Origin of the sequence: Microcoleus sp. CAWBG640, assembly GCF_020883015.1 — a bacterium.
Taxonomy (GTDB): domain Bacteria; phylum Cyanobacteriota; class Cyanobacteriia; order Cyanobacteriales; family Microcoleaceae; genus Microcoleus; species Microcoleus anatoxicus.
Genome location: NZ_JAHRFC010000051.1, coordinates 20,697 through 39,477 on the forward strand (window position 1 = coordinate 20,697; position 18,781 = coordinate 39,477).

The 18,781-nt window shown below is 45.2% G+C and carries 18 protein-coding genes and 1 riboswitch; of the genes, 10 read left to right on the forward strand and 8 right to left on the reverse strand.

The features are described from left to right. The first annotated feature begins 130 nt into the window (after positions 1-130). The 5 genes from AAFP11_RS21465 (at position 131) to AAFP11_RS21485 (ending at position 3,274) form a co-directional block, all read left to right on the forward strand. The gene (locus AAFP11_RS21465; RefSeq protein WP_096830078.1) at positions 131-439 is read left to right on the forward strand and encodes a hypothetical protein; all 309 of its coding nucleotides are present in this window, start codon (positions 131-133) and stop codon (positions 437-439) included. A gap of 11 nt (positions 440-450) precedes the next feature. Next, positions 451-903 (forward strand): hypothetical protein, encoded by a 453-nt coding sequence (locus AAFP11_RS21470; RefSeq protein WP_341738899.1) that lies wholly within the window; start codon positions 451-453, stop codon positions 901-903. A gap of 99 nt (positions 904-1,002) precedes the next feature. Then, positions 1,003-1,500, forward strand: a complete 498-nt coding sequence (locus AAFP11_RS21475) for a KGK domain-containing protein (protein ID WP_341738900.1) — start codon at positions 1,003-1,005, stop codon at positions 1,498-1,500. Positions 1,501-1,619: 119 nt separating this feature from the next. Beyond that, positions 1,620-1,796 carry a DUF4089 domain-containing protein gene (locus AAFP11_RS21480; protein ID WP_341738914.1) on the forward strand — a complete coding sequence of 59 codons (177 nt, stop codon included), beginning with the start codon at positions 1,620-1,622 and terminating at the stop codon, positions 1,794-1,796. Positions 1,797-1,810: 14 nt separating this feature from the next. Then, complete coding sequence (locus tag AAFP11_RS21485) at positions 1,811-3,274, forward strand: amidase (protein ID WP_341738901.1); 1,464 nt, start codon at positions 1,811-1,813, stop codon at positions 3,272-3,274. 2 nt (positions 3,275-3,276) lie between these two features. On the opposite strand, the gene rpsU is transcribed toward AAFP11_RS21485, so the two are convergent. The 4 genes from rpsU to AAFP11_RS21505 all read right to left on the reverse strand — a co-directional run bounded on the left by rpsU (position 3,277) and on the right by AAFP11_RS21505 (position 7,319). After that, positions 3,277-3,471 carry a 30S ribosomal protein S21 gene (gene rpsU / locus AAFP11_RS21490; RefSeq protein WP_006632476.1) on the reverse strand — a complete coding sequence of 65 codons (195 nt, stop codon included), beginning with the start codon at positions 3,469-3,471 and terminating at the stop codon, positions 3,277-3,279. A gap of 134 nt (positions 3,472-3,605) precedes the next feature. Further along, a protein-coding gene (gene prfB / locus AAFP11_RS21495) for a peptide chain release factor 2 (RefSeq protein ID WP_341738902.1) occupies positions 3,606-4,719 on the reverse strand; the annotation gives its coding sequence in 2 pieces (ribosomal slippage) (positions 3,606-4,646 and positions 4,648-4,719; 1,113 coding nt in all). Between the two features lie 153 nt (positions 4,720-4,872). Further along, positions 4,873-6,456 (reverse strand): tetratricopeptide repeat protein, encoded by a 1,584-nt coding sequence (locus AAFP11_RS21500; RefSeq protein ID WP_341738903.1) that lies wholly within the window; start codon positions 6,454-6,456, stop codon positions 4,873-4,875. A 134-nt stretch (positions 6,457-6,590) separates the two neighbouring features. Next, positions 6,591-7,319 (reverse strand): Bax inhibitor-1 family protein, encoded by a 729-nt coding sequence (locus AAFP11_RS21505; RefSeq protein ID WP_341738904.1) that lies wholly within the window; start codon positions 7,317-7,319, stop codon positions 6,591-6,593. A gap of 384 nt (positions 7,320-7,703) precedes the next feature. Between AAFP11_RS21505 and AAFP11_RS21510 the strand changes: the two genes are divergently transcribed. Further along, positions 7,704-8,003: a PEP-CTERM sorting domain-containing protein gene (locus tag AAFP11_RS21510; RefSeq protein WP_341738905.1), complete on the forward strand. Its 300-nt coding sequence runs from the start codon at positions 7,704-7,706 to the stop codon at positions 8,001-8,003. Positions 8,004-8,049: 46 nt separating this feature from the next. Here the strand turns inward: AAFP11_RS21510 and AAFP11_RS21515 are convergent, their stop codons facing one another. Further along, a complete protein-coding gene (locus AAFP11_RS21515; protein ID WP_341738906.1) occupies positions 8,050-10,203 on the reverse strand; it encodes a VWA domain-containing protein in 2,154 nt (717 codons plus the stop codon). Between the two features lie 52 nt (positions 10,204-10,255). Beyond that, positions 10,256-11,644, reverse strand: a complete 1,389-nt coding sequence (locus tag AAFP11_RS21520) for a HAMP domain-containing sensor histidine kinase (protein ID WP_341738907.1) — start codon at positions 11,642-11,644, stop codon at positions 10,256-10,258. Between the two features lie 107 nt (positions 11,645-11,751). Between AAFP11_RS21520 and AAFP11_RS21525 the strand changes: the two genes are divergently transcribed. From AAFP11_RS21525 to AAFP11_RS21540, 4 genes are all read left to right on the forward strand, one after another. Then, positions 11,752-13,089: an ArsB/NhaD family transporter gene (locus tag AAFP11_RS21525; RefSeq protein ID WP_341738908.1), complete on the forward strand. Its 1,338-nt coding sequence runs from the start codon at positions 11,752-11,754 to the stop codon at positions 13,087-13,089. A 201-nt stretch (positions 13,090-13,290) separates the two neighbouring features. Further along, positions 13,291-13,498: riboswitch (cyclic di-AMP (ydaO/yuaA leader) on the forward strand. A gap of 102 nt (positions 13,499-13,600) precedes the next feature. Continuing rightward, a complete protein-coding gene (gene ntrB / locus AAFP11_RS21530) occupies positions 13,601-14,446 on the forward strand; it encodes a nitrate ABC transporter permease (protein WP_341738909.1) in 846 nt (281 codons plus the stop codon). Between the two features lie 170 nt (positions 14,447-14,616). Next, positions 14,617-16,047: an ABC transporter substrate-binding protein gene (locus AAFP11_RS21535; RefSeq protein ID WP_341738910.1), complete on the forward strand. Its 1,431-nt coding sequence runs from the start codon at positions 14,617-14,619 to the stop codon at positions 16,045-16,047. Between the two features lie 153 nt (positions 16,048-16,200). Continuing rightward, entirely contained in the window at positions 16,201-17,040 is an 840-nt protein-coding gene (locus AAFP11_RS21540; RefSeq protein ID WP_341738911.1) for a nitrate ABC transporter ATP-binding protein, read from the forward strand. Between the two features lie 80 nt (positions 17,041-17,120). On the opposite strand, the gene AAFP11_RS21545 is transcribed toward AAFP11_RS21540, so the two are convergent. Together AAFP11_RS21545 and AAFP11_RS21550 are read right to left on the reverse strand one after the other, a co-directional pair. Continuing rightward, positions 17,121-17,345, reverse strand: a complete 225-nt coding sequence (locus tag AAFP11_RS21545; RefSeq protein ID WP_341738915.1) for a hypothetical protein — start codon at positions 17,343-17,345, stop codon at positions 17,121-17,123. A gap of 201 nt (positions 17,346-17,546) precedes the next feature. Beyond that, positions 17,547-18,781, reverse strand: a 1,235-nt coding sequence (locus tag AAFP11_RS21550) for a S9 family peptidase (RefSeq protein ID WP_341738912.1), incomplete at its 5' end; no start/stop codon positions are given.

The following is an 18,781-nucleotide window of genomic DNA, read 5'->3' on the forward strand; positions in this document are numbered from 1 at the left end:
TTATATGATGCAATTAGGAGATGCGCTCTGGTTCGGTATGTGATTTCGCGGGGAAAGTTGCTGGCGGAAACTGAACCTGCTAAAATTAGTTTTTATTATTTTTGACAAACAATATTTGAACTGTTAAACTATGAATCAAGGTGCTATTCCCGATGAGAATCCGAGAAATTTGCTAGAGCAACTGCTCCTGCAAGATGCTAAGGCTGGCAATTGTATAGTAATTCATTGCGGTACAGATAGATTATTGGGAGATGTACGGAGACTTATTGCTCTTTATGGCGGGAATTCTGAAGATTGGGATAAAATGACAAGCATTGAGGCTTTTGAAATTAATGGAGCTTCCGTACAAGTCCATTGGTTTCGGAATAGTCAGACTCTTCAAGAGGTGGAGTTTAAGTTCAAGCGGCAGTATCCTAAAACAGCACCTAAAAATCTGTAGGTAATCAAGTTATGAAAATTCGTTGTATTGCTAAGACTGGTGAATCTCTTCCTGAAAAATATATAGATCCGCCACGCGGTTATACTAGAAAAGTTGAGTTGCCACTAACTATAGGCAAGGAATATGTTGTTTATGCTATCCGAGAATGGAAAGGGACTATTTGGTACTACATCTGCAATGATAATTACAGCTATTATCCTATCCATAATCCGGCACCGATGTTTGAAGTGGTTGACAGCAGGGTTTCCAAGTATTGGCGGTTTGAACTGTCGCCCAATGGCTTGTTAATGATAGCGTTTGAACAGTGGTTTACTGACCCTTATTTTTATGATAAGCTGACGGATCAGGAAGAGGCGGAGGTTGAGATTTTTGATAAGGTTAAGGAATTGATGGATGCTGAGGATTTTGATTTGCCTCCGCTGGATGTGGCTGTTGAGAAATTGCGGGAAACTGTTAGTGTTTGAGTTGGCAAAGTGCGATAGTCAATTGATTTTGTTGGCCAGCTTGACTCAGATAGCTTCAAATGGTATCAAATATAAAGCAGCATAAATTTGTGAAATAAAATGAACGATAAACTTAAATCCAATAAGAACTATGAGATACTAGACCGCGATGATGATGTTTTGTTGTTCGACAACAATAATACATTTACAGTAAGTAGATTTAAAGAGCAAATTAGTCGAGATTTTGAGAGAAAGTTTTTAGTTAATGTTAACTGTGATTTCCTGGGAAAAAACCATTTGTGTCAAGTTATAAAATCAGATGTAAGTAGTATTTCGGTCGATTCAGTACGTTTTAGCAGCAGTGAAATTCAATGGAAAGGTGACGCAGTAAATTGTAAACTTCTTAAAGTAGGTTTTGGAGGATGGCAGGAAGGAACAGTGAGAGTGCAGGGAAGAGTCGTAGATGGCTATTTTGAAAATGACGGATTATTAAAGTATAATAAACCTGTTATTGATATATGTATAGAGTTCTGTCCCGATCGACCAAATGAACCTATATCACTTTTAGATGATATCAGACAATCCGAGGAATACAAAAAACTGCTCGAAAATAACTGATCGCCCGATCGCCCTTACAATACAATAATCGATCGCACTTATCTCTGAATCTTAGATTTTAAACCGCAGATGAGGGCAGATGTACGCGGATGAACGCTGATGTTTTTTTGGGATGGACTATGATTAATATAGAAGAATATGTCGATCGCACTGCGGAACTGATAAACTTACCCTTACACCCAGAACATCGGCCCGGTGTTGTGGTAAACTTCGAGAGGATAGCTGCGATCGCCCAACTCGTTACAGAATTCCCTTTACCCCCAGAAATAGAAGCAGCACCGGTGTTTGAACCTTAAATTTTTAAGCGCAGATGAATGCAGATGTTTTTTTAGATAAAGCTGATGCGGTTGCTACGGCAGCGGCGGTTAAAAGCGGTAAGATTACGGCTACAGTGGCTGTAAATTCTGCTTTGGAACGGATTGCTGTTGCCGATCGAGCTTTTAACTGTTTTACTAATGTTATGGCTGAAAGTGCGATCGCCGATGCTGAACAAGTCGATCGCGCGATCGCAAATCACGAAAATCCAGGCCCGCTAGCAGGTGTTCCCTTCGCCGTCAAAAACCTCTTCGACATCGGCGGAATTACGACCCTCGCAGGCTCAAAAATCAATGCTGATAACCCGAAGGCAACCCGCGATGCGGCGGCGGTTGCTCGACTCAGACAAGCGGGTGCGGTGCTTGTAGGTACTCTCAACATGGATGAGTACGCCTACGGTTTTGTCACCGAAAACAGCCACTACGGCGCAACTCGGAATCCCCACGATACTGCGCGAATCGCCGGCGGTTCGAGTGGGGGTTCGGCTGCGGCGGTGGCTGCGGGTTTAGTACCGATAACTTTGGGCTCGGATACTAACGGTTCCATCCGCGTACCGGCTGCTTTGTGCGGTGTTTTTGGGTTTAAGCCTACTTATGGCCGTTTATCAAGGGCTGGAACTTGTTTGTTTTCGAGCAGTTTGGATTGCGTAGGGCCGTTTGGGCGATCGGTCCGAGACATGGCGCTGCTGTACGATATTATGCAAGGGCCTGATGCTGATGACTCGATTAGCACTCGACGCCCGCCAGAACTTTGTTCGCCGCAGTTAAATCAAGGCATCGAAGGATTGCGAATTGCAGTTGCTGGTGGCTATTTCGCGACAGGGGCCGAACCGGAAGCATTGGATGCAGTAGAAATAGTTGCCCAAGCATTGACAAATATCTCAAATTGTGGTATTGAGGCAGAAAAAGCAACAACAAACCCCCCGAAAATTGGGGGGCTTGGAACTGTCAGCATACCGGAATCCGATCGCGCGCGGGCTGCTGCATTTATTATTACGGCCTGCGAAGGGGCTTCCTTGCATCTCGACAATTTGCGATCGCGCCCTCAAGACTTCGATCCGGCGACGCGCGATCGTTTTTTGGCAGGAACTCTGATCCCGGCGACTTGGTACTTGCAAGCGCAGAGATTCAGACAGTGGTATCGCGATCGAATGCGGGAAATCTTCCAACAAACAGATATTATTCTCGCACCCGCAACCCCGATTGCTGCGCCTTTAATTGGCGTCGAGAAAATGGTAATCGCCGGACAAGAAATCTTAGTGCGTCCCAATCTCGGACTGTTTACCCAACCCTTATCATTTATTGGCTTACCTGTACTTTGCGTGCCCGTACAGCGGCCCGGCGCTTTGCCTTTGGGGGTACAAATTATTGGTGTTCCCTACAGCGAAGCGGTGATTCTCCGAGTCGCTGCGGTATTAGAAGCCCAAGGAGTTGTATCTGCCAAATCAATAGACCACTAATTCTAGGGCTTGTTGTTGCGGTGGAAGCGTCTCTTAGTTCTTCTGGCAATTGCTTTGCGCTTTTGCTTTTCCAACGGGGTTTCAAAGTGGCGGTGCTTTCTCATGTCGGGGAAAATCCCTGCTTTGGAAACTTGTCGCTTGAACCGTCGCAGGGCTGACTCAATCCCTTCGTTTTCGCCGATTACAACTTGGGTCATTCTTTCTCCTTAGTGTTTGTTAGATCAAATTTCATGGTATCAAGATTTCTGGCAGCGCGATCGCCCAAAACTGCAATAGTACACTAAATCCGCTGCGATCGCAAATCTTTCTCTTCAGTTAATTTCTTTGGGGCTTAATTCTCGACCAACTGATTTTCCTGGCGGAGGTAAGCTTGAATAAATGGGTCTAATTCCCCATTCATCACATCTAGGATGGCAGTTGTTTCCACTCCAGTCCGCACATCCTTGACCATTTGATAGGGATGAAAGACGTAATTGCGAATTTGTTGGCCCCAAGCCGCCTCCACCATGTCGCCCCTAATTTCGGCAATTTCCGAAGCCCGCTGTTCCTTCGCAATCACTAATAGCCTAGACTTGAGCAATGTCAAAGCTTTTTCTTTGTTTTGTAACTGACTGCGTTCTTCGGTACAGCGCACGGCCAAACCAGTGGGAATGTGAACAATGCGGACTGCGGTTTCTACCTTGTTAACATTTTGCCCGCCCTTGCCGCCTGCGCGAGAAGTGGTGATTTCCAAGTCCTTTTCTGGGATGTCCAGCTTGACATTGCGATCGAGGATTGGCATCACTTCGACACCGGCAAAACTGGTTTGACGCTTATCGTTAGCGTTGAAAGGAGAAATTCTGACTAAGCGATGAGTGCCTTTTTCCGATCGCAAATAACCGTAAGCATACCGACCATCAATTTCCAAAGTAACAGATTTAACACCCGCTTCCTCTCCCTCAGAAATTTCGGTTAAATGTACCTTGTAACCTTGACTTTCACCCCAGCGCGTGTACATCCGCATCAGCATTTCTGTCCAATCTTGAGCATCAGTACCACCGGCACCGGCATTAATTGTCAAAACGGCTCCACTTTGGTCATAAGGGCCCGATAGCAATTGTTGGAGTTCCCAGGAATCGAGGTCGCGGGTTAACTGAGAAAGACTCGATGTTGCTTCTTGAAATAAAGATTCATCTGCTTCTAACTCTAGCAATTCTAAGATAGCTCTAGCATCTTCTAAACTCGTTTGCCAGCCGTGGTATTGGTCTAAATGAGATTTAAAGTCGTTCAGTTCTTGGAGGGTTTCTTGGGCTTGGTTTTGGTCGTCCCAAAAAGCTGGTTGAGCCGCAACTTGCTCTAAATCTTGGATTTTGGCGGATAGTGCGGGGATGTCAAAGATAGTCCTGAGTTTTACCCAGGCGATCGCACAATGTTTGAATACCGTGTTTAATGTCTAGAATTTCCACTTTTAGTCCTCGTGGTTTTGGAGTCTTTTCTTTATTATAGCTGAAATTGGGATATTTCAACAAAATGTTTAACAATCAACCAATTGAGTCCGGCGTTTCCTTCTGGTTCACCTCCGTTATATTCGTTACAAAATCCTTTGCCTAACTTCCTTCTTAAATATACTGCGAACCCGTGGAATTGAAAGTTTTACCGCATTCGTGAGCGCAGACATCCAACCTTTTAGAACAGGAAAAACTAGCTGTGAGATCTTGGCGAAACCAATCACTTTCTAACGCATCTTTAACAGATTGAGTTTTGAGAGAATTAAAGCCCTCTCCGTACTTTTCAAGTAAAGCCAACATCTGCGGCCTGTAAGTATGGTTGTAAACAGCGTATTTAGTATGGCTCACCCAACAGCAAGGCCAAAGTTCGGCTTCAAAGCTGATGAAAATATCTTTACTGGCTTGAGTTTGACAGCTAATTTCTACATTGCGGTAGTAATTGTTTAGGCCTCCGTAGGTTTCTACAACTTTCAGAAATTCGGCTCCCTGTGGATTTTGATATTGCTCTAGGGATGGGGGTTGGAGTTCTTCGCTGGCTGGCTTTGATGGGACAGGCTGAGTTGGTGCTGGTGCTTGAGAGGTTTCGATAGCTATAGCTTGATACCAAGCATAATTTGCTTTTTCTGGTTGTCCCAACTGCGTCAAGACTTTAGCTAAATTGCGATAAGCTCCTGCAAAATTTGGTTGAAGCTCGATCGCCTTTTGGTAATAAGCACTAGCTGGCTGCCACTGTTGCTGTTGAGCATAAAGACTGCCGACGTTGGCATAAACTTCGGGAAAATTAGGCTGAATTTGCAGCGCTTTAGAATAACAGTCTGCTGCTGCTTGCATCCGCCCCAAACCTTGAACAGCGTTGCCTAAAGTTTTGTAAGCTGCTGCAAAATTAGGCTGAATTTTTAGGGCTTGTTGGCTAGCTGCGATCGCCTCTGAGAGCTGTCCTTGTCTCAAACAGTCCTCCGCTTGTTGGTGCAACTCAACAGCCGTCTGTGCTTGATTTTGAGGGGCTGACACCTTAGTTGTTGCTGATGTATTTTGGTGATAATTATTAGCATCTACTTCAGAGTTTTCTGCCTGCTGATCGTGTTGAGTTTCCGACTGTTTGCCAAACAGTTCTTGCGCCACAAAACGAGAGGTAGCTTTCGGTACAAACTCGGCAAATCCTAATTCTTCAGCTAAAGCACGAGCGGATTCTACTTGATGTTGATTGTGTTCAAAAATTAAGTAGTGCCAGACCGCTTTTCCACCAGCTTGAATGAAGGCATTAACCGACTGCATTATCTTATCCCAGTTGGTATTTTTGCGGTAAATGCTGTTAGTATCTGCCAAGCCATCGATACTAAAAGTTACGCTGTCGTGTTCTCCTGTCATCGCCTTTGCTAGAGATTGCCACCAGTCGGGGTTGCGTCCGCTACCATTGGTGTACAGACCGACATGAGGAACGCCCATGCGGTGCCAATATTCGATCGCCCCAATTGTAGTATTGCTAGTCATAGCATCGCCGTAATTGCCGCACATATATACCAAATCTAATTGAGAGCAAAACTCTTTGGGGAAAATTCTCTCAATATCCTCCATCTTTAATTCCGCCATCGGTAAAATCCGGTTGTCAGTGCGGGGACATTGGGGACAAGCGGCATTGCATCGGGAGGTAATCTCTACGCTGACTCTTCTGATATCTTCATACTTTAAGTACATGAGTTTTTTCCGATTGATTTTTTATTAATTCTGAAAAGAGACGGGACGCTCGCTATCTTAGTTCCCCAGCTTAATAAAAATTAAAAACCGCGGCTTGTAAAAATCAAGCTGCGGTTTTTAATGTACTATTTCAATTAATCCCGGCTGTTAATGGCAATCAGCAGTCGCAGAATAAAGATAAACAAGTTGATGTAAGTAAGATACATCGACAAAGCAGCCGGCAAATACTGGTCATCGCGGTAGCTGCGGGGCAGAATGTAAAAGTCTACAATGGCAGCGCCGACGAACAGAAATACACCGATGCCGGAAATGCCAATTTCCAACCAAGTTGGGGTGTAGACACCGAATAGAGATAGCAGAAATTGACCGCCAACGACGACTAACAAAGCAATGACGCCCAAACTGATAGTTTTGGTGAGGGCCATGCCGTCTGTTTCGGATAAGTTAGAGCCGATTTGGCGGGCGGCGATGAAGGTAATGCCACAGCCGAGGGCTGCAAAACCGATGCCGGCGATGCCCACGCCTTGGGTTCTGAGGGCTGTAAATACCAATCCGCTGAGGGTGTAGCCGGAAAGCAGGCTGTAGGTGGCCAGGAGAGGTAAGGCGGTGTTTTTGTTGCCTTGTTCGGCGGCACCACGAGCGACAAAGAATAGAATTAATTCTAGGACGATCGCAGCGATGAATGTGGGAAAGAAGATTCCGGGATAGTTATGGATGACTCCCAGGCCGCCATAGGTGCCGATGGCAGTTAAGACTAGGCCACCGCCGACAAAGGGGAGGGCGTTGGCGATGACGTTGGGGCCTACCAGCGCGTGGTTTTTGGCCTCGCGCAGGGCTTCGCGGAAATTGCTGGTGTTGCTCACGAGGTTTGACCTACTTTTAGTACAAAATGGCTATCTATTATTTTGACATTTGTAACAATGAGTTTGCAAAACCTCTCAAAGTTTAAAGATTTGATAAAGACTAGGAGCATATTATGTACCGGATGGGAGCGATGGTTTATGATTTGTAAAATATGAGTATATTCTTTATCCCTGCCACCTTGGGAGCGAGACTGTCTCACACCACCAGCCAAGTTGAAGTGTAAAATTTGCTCCTAGGGTGGGAAACCTGACTTACCCAAGACCTCAACCCTCAAATTTCAAGGCGCTTCGATTTGGATGTTCAAAGGTGTAGACAGGGTATGCAAAAAATTAATCGTGAAAATATCTAAATCTAACAATGAAATACCAAACAGGTAATGTCTAATGCCTACCTTTTTTCCTAAAATTTTTTTCAAGCCTACGGCGGGAATTGTATTAGCTTTAGCAACTGTTGTCTGCGGAGGTCAATCAGGGGTGGCCCGCGTCCTAGCAGAACCTCAAAATTTGCTGTTGGCTCAGGTTGTTCAATCAACCCCCTGTAGAAGTTGCTCGAACCCGCCTGGGGGAACAGCCAGCCCGGTACCTCTGCCGGTGAAAATTCCTGAGCCTTCGATGCTAGGTGGGCTGGGTTTAGTGGTGGGTTCTCTGGTGGTGACTCGTAGTCGGCGCCGATGGAAAAATTAGAGTTTGGAACCGCAGATAAATGCTGATAACTGCGACTCTACTTATTTTAGCCGATCGCGTCGCGGAGAGCATTTTTAGTCATGGCTGCGATCGCCTGTTCGGTAGCTTTGGGCAAATGATAGTATTTGCCACCAGAAGTCTTGGCTAATTCCTTAGCAAAACCAGTAGAAATAAATTTACTTTCGGTATCTATCACCAGCAACTGCATCCCTAGGCCGCGAATTTTAGCAGCAATTTCCAACAATTCACCCTTAATATCTGGCTTTTCTCCATCTAAAATGGGTTCACCCAAAGAACGAGCCAGAGGAATATTCCCGCGCCCGTCGGTAATGGCGACAATCGCAACTTGACCGATATCTCCCGATTGTCGCGCGTTGACTCCCACCCGCACGGCTTGTGTCAAACCGTGAGCCAGGGGGGAACCGCCACCACAGGGCAACCTTTCCAAACGCTTGCGGGCTAAGGCGATGGAGCGCGTAGGCGGTAACAGCACTTCTGCTTGTTCTCCGCGAAAGGGAATGAGAGCAACTTGGTCGCGGCTTTGGTAGGCTTCTGTGAGTAACTGCATGACAGCACCTTTTGCCGACTGCATCCGATTGAGAGCCATGGAACCGGAAGCATCGACGACAAATACTACTAGAGCCCCAGCTTTTCTAGCCAGTCGCTTCGCCCGAACATCTCCCTGTTCGACAAATACGCGACGCTTCCCTTCGTCCTGATTTGGCTCTTGCCCCCCCGATTGTAGGGGCGGTGCCCCTGTGCCCGCCCTGGGTTGGGGGGGGTGAGAATTCCTTTCGCGGCGGGCTTTTTGATAGGGTGCGGCGGCTCTGAGGGTGGCATCAACGGCGATGCGACGGACGGGACCTTTGGGCAATACTGGCTTGATGTAACGGCCTCTATCTTCGGAAAAAATGATGCTACGGCTTCCCGATTTGCCTTGGCGGCTGGCATTTTGGGCGAAGAAAAGGACGCTGGGGTCGAGAATAACTCCTTCGGGGTCGAATAGAAATTCTTCGGGAATGTTCGTTTCTTCTTGTTCTTCGGGGGGTTCTTCTTCCTTGTCTTCGTCTTCTTCTTCTTCTTCCTCTTCTTGTTCTTGTTCGTTTTGGGGTGGTGGTGGCGGGGGAGGAGGAGGAGGAGGATTGTTTTCGTCTGGGGGTGTTTGGATGACGGTGGCGCGGGGTACGATGACTAATTCGACGGCGCGACGCAAATCTTCGGCGTTAACTTCTGTGCGTCCTTCGATAGCGGCGCAGGCTTTGGCGACTCGAACTGCGAATATTTCGGCGCGGTGTCCTTGTACTGCGCCACGGATGGCTTCTTCTACTAGGTAGCTAATTTGTTCGCGTTTGATGGTGACATCTTTGAGCCATTCTCTGGCTAGGATGATTTGGGTTTTGAGGTTGTCGGTGTCTTCTGCATATTGGTTGAGAAATTGTTGGGGTGAGCTGGAGTAGGATAGAGCTTGGTCTACGGCTTGGACTCTTTCTTCTAGTTGAAGTACGGCATCGGCGGAAAGGGCGATGGCGATTCTGTCTAGTAAATGTTCCCTGAGTGGGCCTTCTTCGGGGTTATAGGTGGCAATAAATAGGGGTTTACATGGATGTTGAAAGCTGATGCCTTCTCGTTCTATTTGATTTCTTCCTTCTGTTAATACTGTGAGTAATTGGTTGGAAATGTTGTCGTCGAGGAGGTTGATTTCGTCTACATAAAGTACGCCTCGATTGGCTTGGGCTAGCAGTCCTGGTTGAAATACTGTTTCGCCGAATTTTACTGATTGTTCGACATCGACTGAACCTAAGAGTCTGTCTTCGGTGACACCCAAGGGAATTTGGATGAAGGGTGTGGGAATAATTGCGGTGTTGAGATTAGTATTTGTGGTCTGGGTCTCTTGCTGATGATTTTCTGCTAAGATATCTTGCCCGTGATTTTCTGATGACAAGCCTGATAGCTCTTCTACCAGGGGTTCTTCTGGAGAGGCGTTGCAGAAAGAGTCTTTGACAATTTCAATGGGTGGTAGGAGAGAATGCAGGGCGCGGGCCATTACTGATTTTGCGGTACCGCGACGACCTGCGATCGCAACTCCTCCCAGTCCGGGATCGACTGCTGCTAAAAGCAGGGCTAATTTAATTGCTTCTTGGCCGACAACGGCTGTTAGGGGAAAGGCTGTCACGGTAGGGGTTGCGTAGAGGGCGGACATGGAAATAATCTTTTGTTAAAGATGCTTTGATATACTTATCATATATTAACTCTTAAAGCACTTTGTGTAAAGTTTTAACTTCCAGCGGTAAAATGACTGTGAAAGTCGAGCCTACTCCAATTTCTGATATTAAATCTATGTTGCCTTGCAATAGTTTTACCAGTCGCGATACTATGGCTAATCCCAAGCCTGTGCTGTCTGGTGAAAATTGTTTTTGGCTAGCTTCTCCTGCTTGAAAGAAAGGGTCAAAAATGCGATTTTTATCGGTGGGGGAGATGCCAATGCCGGTGTCTGTAATGGCTATTGTCCAATTTTCGGTTCCGACTTGACGACAATCTAATTTGATGCTACCAGTGGTTGTGTAGCGAATAGCATTGCTCAGCAGATTGGTGATAATTTGTTGCAGTCGCTGGGAGTCGGCGATTACTTGTTTGGGAGCGCTGTCGCTAGTGATTGAGAGGTTTAATCCCTTAGCGTCAGCCATGGGCTGCATTATTTCTACTACTGTATTAATGAGAGATTTTACATTAGTTGGTCTCAATTGAAGTTGGATTTTTCCGGCATCGGCACGGGAAAGTTCTAGGGCATCGTTAATTAGGCGTAATAGTTGTCTACCGTTACGTAATACTCGCTCTATATGTTCGATGCCTGGGAGAGTATCTTTGATTTCTGGTTGCTTTTTTCCTTGACGCAAAAACAATTCAGAATAACCGATGATTGAGTTGAGTGGTGTTTTGAGTTCGTGGGCTAAATAGGAGAGATTTTCTTGGTGAGTGCTGACTAGGCGATTCAGTTCTTGATTGGTGAGTGTTAACTGAGTTTGGATTTGTTGGAGTTCGTTCAAGCGCTGAGTAACATAACTGTTAAAACACTGGGCAATTGCTTCGTCTACTACGGAGTCTATGAGTCGAAAAGCTCTGACTACTTCTGCGCTGGTTCCTGCTAGTAATTCTGCTTCGATATGGGAGAATATGACTTGACGAAGTAAATGGTATTCCCGCGCTACTTCTGCTGGATCGTAGCCTTGTTCTGCTCGCAGCAAGCCGTGATCAAAACTGGCTGTGATGATGATGCCAATTTCGCTGTTTTGATATTGGGAAAGCACTGTTGCCATCGCCGCCAGCAGGTGAGGAATATGATTTTTAATGGCTGAGCGCGGTAATGTGTCAGCACTTTCTATTTTCCGATCCTGGCTAACTGCTTCAATCCAGTTTTGGAGAATAGTGTCGGTTTTGTCGGTGAGCAGTTGGCTGTAATCCATGATGTCTGCGGGGGGGGGGTGGAGTCTGACAGATATTGCTATTGTCTTATTGTAGTCGAGCGATCGCCCGATGGAGATATCAAATTTTTGGCGATCGCTACCCTGCCAAAAGAAGTAGTTTTTTGGTGATTTTTGGGATCTGTTATTTCTGTCAACGAGCTGATTCAGAGTATTTATCACTACAAAATACCTCTTAAAGCCATTGACAAAATTACGGTAATGTAGTAAATTAGTTTGTCGCGATAATCATGTTAAATTAAAAATTTAGAATTTTGTCAGGAGACTAAATGGAAAACCTGCAAGCTGCGATCGCCACGGCAACTTTCATCGGTGTAATTTTGTTAGTAATGACCGAGTGGATACACCTAACAGTTGCAGCTTTTTTGGGAGCACTGATCCTGGTTTTTACCCACGTTATGACTTTAAATGATGCGATCGAATATATTGGTCGCAGTCATGGAACCTTGGGATTATTCTTCGGAGTCATGGTAATGGTCAGGTCTTTTGAACCTACCAAAGTATTTGAATATTTGGCAACTCAAATGGTGATGTTGGCGAAAGGAAAAGGCAAAAATCTGTTGCTGGGGATTGTGGCCATTACTACCCCGATTTGTGCAGTTTTGCCCAATGCTACCACAGTCATGCTGCTAGCACCATTAATTCCGCCCATGGCACAAGAAGTGGGTGTAGATTTTGTACCATTACTAATTTTAATGGTATTTGTAGCTAACAGTTCGGGACTGCTGACAATCGTGGGAGATCCGGCGACATTTATTGTCGGTGATGCGATTAATATGAGCTTTGCCGATTACCTGGTGAAATTAAGTTTGGGCGGCGCACTTGCAGTAGGAGTAATAGTCATAATTCTGCCGTGGTTGTTCCCCGAAATTTGGCACAAAGAATTAGACGATTTGGCAGACTTGCCACATCCCAAAATTAATCACCCACGAATTTTAGCAGTCGGCGGTTTAATTATAGCTTTCGTGCTGGTATTTTTTGTAGTGGGAGAGTCGCTACCGGTGCCAATTTCACCAGCAGCCATTGCTTTGTTGGGGGCGGCCTTGTCCATGCTATTAGCTCATCAATCTAAAATAGATTCCGTGAATAATATATTGCGGGATTTAGATTGGAGTACCCTGCTATTTTTTATGTCTATTTTTGTACTGATTGGGGGTTTAGAAAAAACCGGAGTGATTAACAGTATATCGGGAATTCTAGCAGTTATTTTGGGTAAGAATATTTTTTTGGGTTCCCTAGCTTTGTTATTTTTTGTGGGTTTAATGTCGAGCGTGGTGCCGAACATTCCGCTAGTAGTGGCGATGGTTCCCTTGCTCAAACAGTATGTTGTTAACGTCGGGTTAGCCCCTGTGGAAGTGCTAGCCCCGGATTTTGCAGGGCAGTTTCCTCTGGAAGTTTTACCGCTGTTTTATGCGATGATGTACGGGGCAACTTTGGGAGGAAATGGCACTTTGGTAGGAGCTTCTTCTAATATAGTCGCAGCAGGAATTTCTGAATTGCATGGCAGGCGGATTTCTTTTCAAACTTTTCTGCGTTATGGAATTCCTGTGATGTTACTGCAATTGGTAACGGCTGCTATCTATGTAACTATTCGGTTTCTGATTTAAAGAAGTAAGTTCGCTAAGGGATAGGGAGTCGAAACTTATGAAAGCGCTGCGGGTATGTGGGTATGATGTTTTTTTATTTGGTCTTACTTAATTAAATTTTAGGAGTTTTCCCTGATTTGAGCAGGGCTGGTGACAAATATCTATTTCTCAAGACGTATTGACAAACCTCTAGCATTAGGCTTATAATTATAAAGATGAAATTAACAAGTCAAGCCTAATCGAGTGTTACACGATCGCACAAAGTCGTGTCACTGGAGCGGAGGAACCAATTTTCGGGGCGAATCTCTACAGAATTCAGAACAAAAATTCAAAATTAAGATGGTAATTTTTGATTTTTAATTCCCCAGGAGAAGGACATCTCTCAGTCCTAGCCCGTCAGCTAACTTCGCAGGCATTGAGTAGAGACTGAAGAGTCAACTTTCTTTAACGAGATAGTTTTGCCTCATCGGTGTCTCCGGTTGGTATTGTTCAAGATTTCTTGTACCTTCCCCTGACTCTGAGGAAATTTGTAATGTTTATTCAACTTAACTTATCGGCGATCGCAGTTGCAGGAGTTGCAGCTTGGAAGCGGGCAAAACCAATGATGATCCGGGATACTGTGTTGTTGCCTGGTGCAGGTTTTTTAGGTATTCTGATCCTGTGGTGGATTGTTGCCAGCTTGAAAAGCGATTTGATTCCCACTCCCTACCAGGCGTTTATCGCTAATTTAGATTATATATTGCATCCATTTTACCAGCGTGGCCCTGGAGATTTAGGGATTGGCTGGTTGTTGATAGCAAGTTTGCGACGGGTATTACTGGGATTTACACTGGGTGCATTGGTAGCGATTCCAGTAGGATTTCTGATCGGGATGTCGAAACCAGCCATGATGGCGCTGAATCCGCTGATTCAAATCTTCAAACCAGTATCGCCACTAGCTTGGTTGCCCATCGCCCTATCGATTTTTAATCTAGCAGACCCCTCGGCGATTTTTGTCATCTTCATCACGTCTTTGTGGCCGACAATTATTAACACAGCCCTGGGAGTTTCTAGCGTTTCCAAAGATTATCTGGATGTGGCGCGAGTGTTAGAAATGCCACAATGGCGACGGATTACCAAAATAATTTTGCCTGCAAGTTTGCCTTATATTTTTACAGGTTTGCGGATTAGTTTGGGGATTGCTTGGTTGGTGATTGTAGCGGTAGAAATGCTGACTGGTGGCGTGGGAATTGGCTTTTTTGTGTGGGATGAATGGAGTCGTTTAAATCTAAGTTCGGTATTTTTAGCAGTGTTCGTCATTGGTTTGACTGGGTTGCTGCTGGACTGGGCTGTTGGCAAAATTCAAGAATTGGTGACACATAGATCGGTGAATAGTTAGTAGAAGGAAGAAGGAAGAAGAACCCCCCCCTGCCCCCCCCAAGGGGGGAAATTCAGGCAGAAGGAAGAAGAACCCCCCCCTGCCCCCCCCAAGGGGGGAAATTCAGGCAGAAGGTTTCCAGAAATTGACTAAATATCTAATAGCAATTAGTCGCAAATTGAGAATTAAATATGAGCGATCGTTTTTTTCAGGATTGGAACCGGCGAGAGTTTTTGCAACGAATGGGCTCGGCGGCGGTGGGAATGACTTTATCTGGGTGTGGAATTAACGCGGATCGATCGGCAAAAGGACTTACTGAAGAGGCTTTAGCTGTCACACCGATTGTCAATTCCCAAAGCTTAGAAAAACCGAATTTAACGATAGGATATGTGCCAGTTAATGATTGTGCACCATTTGCGATCGCCTGGAAGAAAGGCTTTTTCCGCAAATACGGTTTAAACGTCAAACTCAACCGCGAAGCAAGCTGGGCGACATCCCGTGACGGCATAATTTTCGGGCGTCTCGACGCTTCTCCTGTCGTATCCGGTGCTGTCACCAACGCCCGCATCGGTGCCGAAGGAGCGCGCCACGCACCCCTGTGTGCAGCAATGACAATTCATCGCCACGGCAACGCGATGACGATGAATAAAGCGATGTGGGATTTTGGCTTGCGCCCCTGGCACGAATACAACGGCAATATTGATGAATTTGGTAAACAATTACGCGCTTTTTTTGATAGTCAACCGGCCGAAAAAAAAGTTTGGGCAGTTGTACTCAGTTCTGCTATTTACGAATACTTTGTTCGCTATATATCCGCCGCTGCTGGTGTCGATCCATTCAAAGAATTCCGGGTAATTATTGTTCCACCACCTCAAATGGTTACTAATATGAGGATGGGAGAAATGCAAGCTTACATGGTGGCTGAACCTTGGAATACGCGGGCAATTCAAGGTAATTTGGGTGTGGGTTTTACCTTCGCACAAGGGAAGGAAGTTTGGCAAGGCCATCCCGATCGCGTTTTGGGAGTAATGCAATCGTTCATTGACGAAAATCCGAAGACTTATTACTCACTCGTGAAGGCAATGGTGGAAGCTTGCCAGTATTGCAGCAGGCCAGAAAATCGCGACGAAATAGCACTGCTGTTGACAGAGCGATCGTTTACCGGGGCCAAACCGAAAAAAGGACCGATCGATAAATTTACGCGACCGGGAATTGTGGGAGACTACAACTACGGTGGGTTTGATGAAAAAGACCGTACAGTGCGATCGGAGGATACAACTATTTTCTTTGATATCCCCGCCAACTTACCTCAAATATTAGGCAATCATTCCACATTTCTCTGGCAATCTCAGAGTATTTGGTTGATGACTCAATCTGCTCGCTGGGGACATATTAAAGAGGTTCCCAAAAATGCTGAGGAGTTAGCCAAAAAAGCTTGGAGAACCGATCTTTACCGCAAGATTGTGGCTGAAATGGGAATCAATTGTCCAGTGGAAGATTATAAGGTGGAACCAGGGGATTTGTTTATCGATCAAAAAAGATTTGATCCTAGCGATCCGGTTGGTTATCTCAATAGTTTTGAAATTAGAGCTAACCGTCCTCAATCTTTTTTCATGTCTTAAATTTTGAGATTTTTCGCTGGTTATACCATCCCGCCAGGGACTTAAGTCCCTGGCTGATAGAAGACAGTCGGTTGAAACCGACTGCAATATTTTAGGATTTAGGCAAGTACACGCAAATTCAATTAACACTTTACTACTTTTTAGGAGAATACCGTGAGTCAATACACTTCTACTTCTACGACTACTCAGAACTCAGTCAATAGCGAGGGCCTATTTCTGCAAATAGACAATTTGTTCAAGTCCTACAAAAGTGCTGACGGTACCGAATTTAGCGTCCTGGAAAATATCAACTTAAATATTGGAGAAAATGAATTTATTTCGATTATAGGTCACTCCGGGTGTGGGAAATCAACGCTGCTGAAAATAGTGGCTGGTTTAGAAAAACAAAGTGGGGGAATGGTGCGGCTAGAAGGTAAAGAAATTCGCAAACCTGGAGCCGATCGCATGATGGTGTTTCAGCACTATGGATTGCTACCTTGGCTGACAGTGCGAGAGAATATTCGGCTAGCAGTTGATGAAGTATTGCAAAATCTTAGTCGCCCGGATAAGATTAGTCTTGTCAACGAACACCTAGCAATGGTCAACTTGACAGCGGCAGCGGACAAATATCCAGAGGAAATTTCAGGAGGGATGAAACAGCGAGTAGGAATTGCCCGCGCTCTGGCAATTCGCCCTAAGATGTTATTAATGGATGAACCCTTTGGGGCTTTGGATGCTTTGACTCGCGGCAAGTTGCAAAAACAGGTATTAGATATCTGGGAAAATCAGAGACAAGCTGTCATGATGATTACTCATGATGTGGATGAGGCTATCTATATGTCCGATCGCATTGTGTTGATGACAAATGGCCCGGCGGCAACTATTGGAGAGATTTTGTCAGTACCTTTTGCTCATCCGCGCGATCGCCAAGAGTTGCGGGAAACGAAGGAGTATTACGATCTCCGTAACTATGCTTTGAATTTTCTCGATCGCTACTTTACCCAAGACGAGTAAGTGTCAATAAACTATAGCCCTCGGATCGATCCGAGGGCTAAATTTTCGATTTCTTGAATTATTTAATCTCAAATCAAAATCTAAAATCCGTTCACCATAGACAGTTGATTAACTAATTTTATTTTACCTCGGTACACGGCGCGCAATAGGCGATCGATCGAGCGTTTTTCTTCCTCTGTCAAAGTTTCGTCAAAAATAGCAGCCATCAAACCGTAGCGATCGGCTATGGTAATATACCTATGATGATTGACATCGGCAAACAACTCGCCCAAAGCACATGGAATAAGATGGACAGGAGTTTCCATAGCTATTGAATCTGAACTCGACGAGCGATCGAGGCTTTCTGTGTTCAGAGAAGGCGATCGCACCCTACTATTTTCGCTATCTGATTGTCTAAAGATATGTGACAGCAAACATCAAAAACTTGTGATAATAAACACCCAAACTTGTGAACTAAATCACATTCCCTATAGCCGCTACGGTACTTACTGCAAACAGAGTTTCAGCTAAAGATTGTAAATCAGCACTTGGGCCACCGATTCAGCCAACTCAAACTTAAACACTCGTGAATAGAAATATAATTCACCATCCAGGGTTTTTTTGATATTTTCAGCCCGCCGAAAACCGTGTTGTTCCCCTTCATAAGCAACGTAAGCAACAGGCAAACCCTTTGCTTTTAAGATTTCTACCATCATTTCTGCTTGATTGGGAGGAACCACTTTATCTTCCAATCCTTGAAAGAAGATGATAGGACAAGATAAATTAGCCGCAGCATGAATAGGGGAGCGTTCTAAATACAAATCTTTTCTTTCAGGATAAGGTCCGATTAATCCATCCAGATAGCGCGATTCAAACTTGTGGGTATCCGTTGCCAAAGCTGACAAATCGCTAACTCCATAATAGCTCGCTCCAGCCTTGAAAACATCCCGGAAAGTAAGAGCGCACAGAGTAGTATAGCCTCCGGCGCTACCACCGGCGATCGCCATTTTTGCACTGTCAACTAAACCCCTTTGTGCTAAATATTGAGCACCATTAGCACAGTCATCAACATCCACAATACCCCAACTATCTTGTAGCCTGTTTCTGTATTCTCGACCATAACCAGTGCTACCACCATAATTCACATCCAAGACAGCAAAACCACGACTTGTCCAGTATTGAATCTTTAAATTCATACTACTAGAAGTAGCCGCCGTCGGACCACCATGACTTTTGATAATCAGAGGTGGTTTTTCACCTGTTGGCGCTGCAAAATCTTGATTTTTTGGTGGATAAAAGAACCCAAAAGCAGTCAAACCATTTTCCGTGGGAAATTCGATGGATTCCGGTACAGAAAGATAACCAGCATCAAGGGTTAAATTGCCTGCGAGGCGCAATACTTCTAGTTGACTTGTTCCTAAATCTAGTTGTACAATCGCCGAGGATTCCGTCGGGGAACCAGCGATAAAAACTACTTTTTCACTTTGCGCTTTTAGTGAAGAAATATCACTGTAAGGTGTGTCAATTTTGCTCAACTGCTTTGTGACTAAATCGAGAGTTGCTAAATACCACTTTCCTTGCTGAGTGTAGGTGCAAATAATTTTGTATTCCGAAACAACAGCATAGGTAGACATCCCAAACACCCACTGAGGTAGTCCGAATTCCGCAGCCATTTCGTACAGAGGTTCGATCCCCCCAGCCCCCCTTGGTAAGGGGGGTTCTGTATTTATTTCCCCCCTTACCAAGGGGGGTTCTTTATCTT

Coding starts and splice junctions, on each gene's coding strand:
- AAFP11_RS21465 (WP_096830078.1), top strand. CDS start 131: ATGAATCAAGGTGCTATTCCCGATGAGAATCCGAGAAATTTGCTAGAG.
- AAFP11_RS21475 (WP_341738900.1), top strand. CDS start 1,003: ATGAACGATAAACTTAAATCCAATAAGAACTATGAGATACTAGACCGC.
- AAFP11_RS21515 (WP_341738906.1), bottom strand. CDS start 10,203: ATGTCCGCCCTCTACGCAACCCCTACCGTGACAGCCTTTCCCCTAACA.
- AAFP11_RS21485 (WP_341738901.1), top strand. CDS start 1,811: ATGAATGCAGATGTTTTTTTAGATAAAGCTGATGCGGTTGCTACGGCA.
- AAFP11_RS21545 (WP_341738915.1), bottom strand. CDS start 17,345: ATGGAAACTCCTGTCCATCTTATTCCATGTGCTTTGGGCGAGTTGTTT.
- AAFP11_RS21470 (WP_341738899.1), top strand. CDS start 451: ATGAAAATTCGTTGTATTGCTAAGACTGGTGAATCTCTTCCTGAAAAA.
- AAFP11_RS21480 (WP_341738914.1), top strand. CDS start 1,620: ATGATTAATATAGAAGAATATGTCGATCGCACTGCGGAACTGATAAAC.
- AAFP11_RS21525 (WP_341738908.1), top strand. CDS start 11,752: ATGGAAAACCTGCAAGCTGCGATCGCCACGGCAACTTTCATCGGTGTA.
- AAFP11_RS21500 (WP_341738903.1), bottom strand. CDS start 6,456: ATGTACTTAAAGTATGAAGATATCAGAAGAGTCAGCGTAGAGATTACC.
- AAFP11_RS21510 (WP_341738905.1), top strand. CDS start 7,704: ATGCCTACCTTTTTTCCTAAAATTTTTTTCAAGCCTACGGCGGGAATT.
- AAFP11_RS21535 (WP_341738910.1), top strand. CDS start 14,617: ATGAGCGATCGTTTTTTTCAGGATTGGAACCGGCGAGAGTTTTTGCAA.
- ntrB (WP_341738909.1), top strand. CDS start 13,601: ATGTTTATTCAACTTAACTTATCGGCGATCGCAGTTGCAGGAGTTGCA.
- rpsU (WP_006632476.1), bottom strand. CDS start 3,471: ATGACCCAAGTTGTAATCGGCGAAAACGAAGGGATTGAGTCAGCCCTG.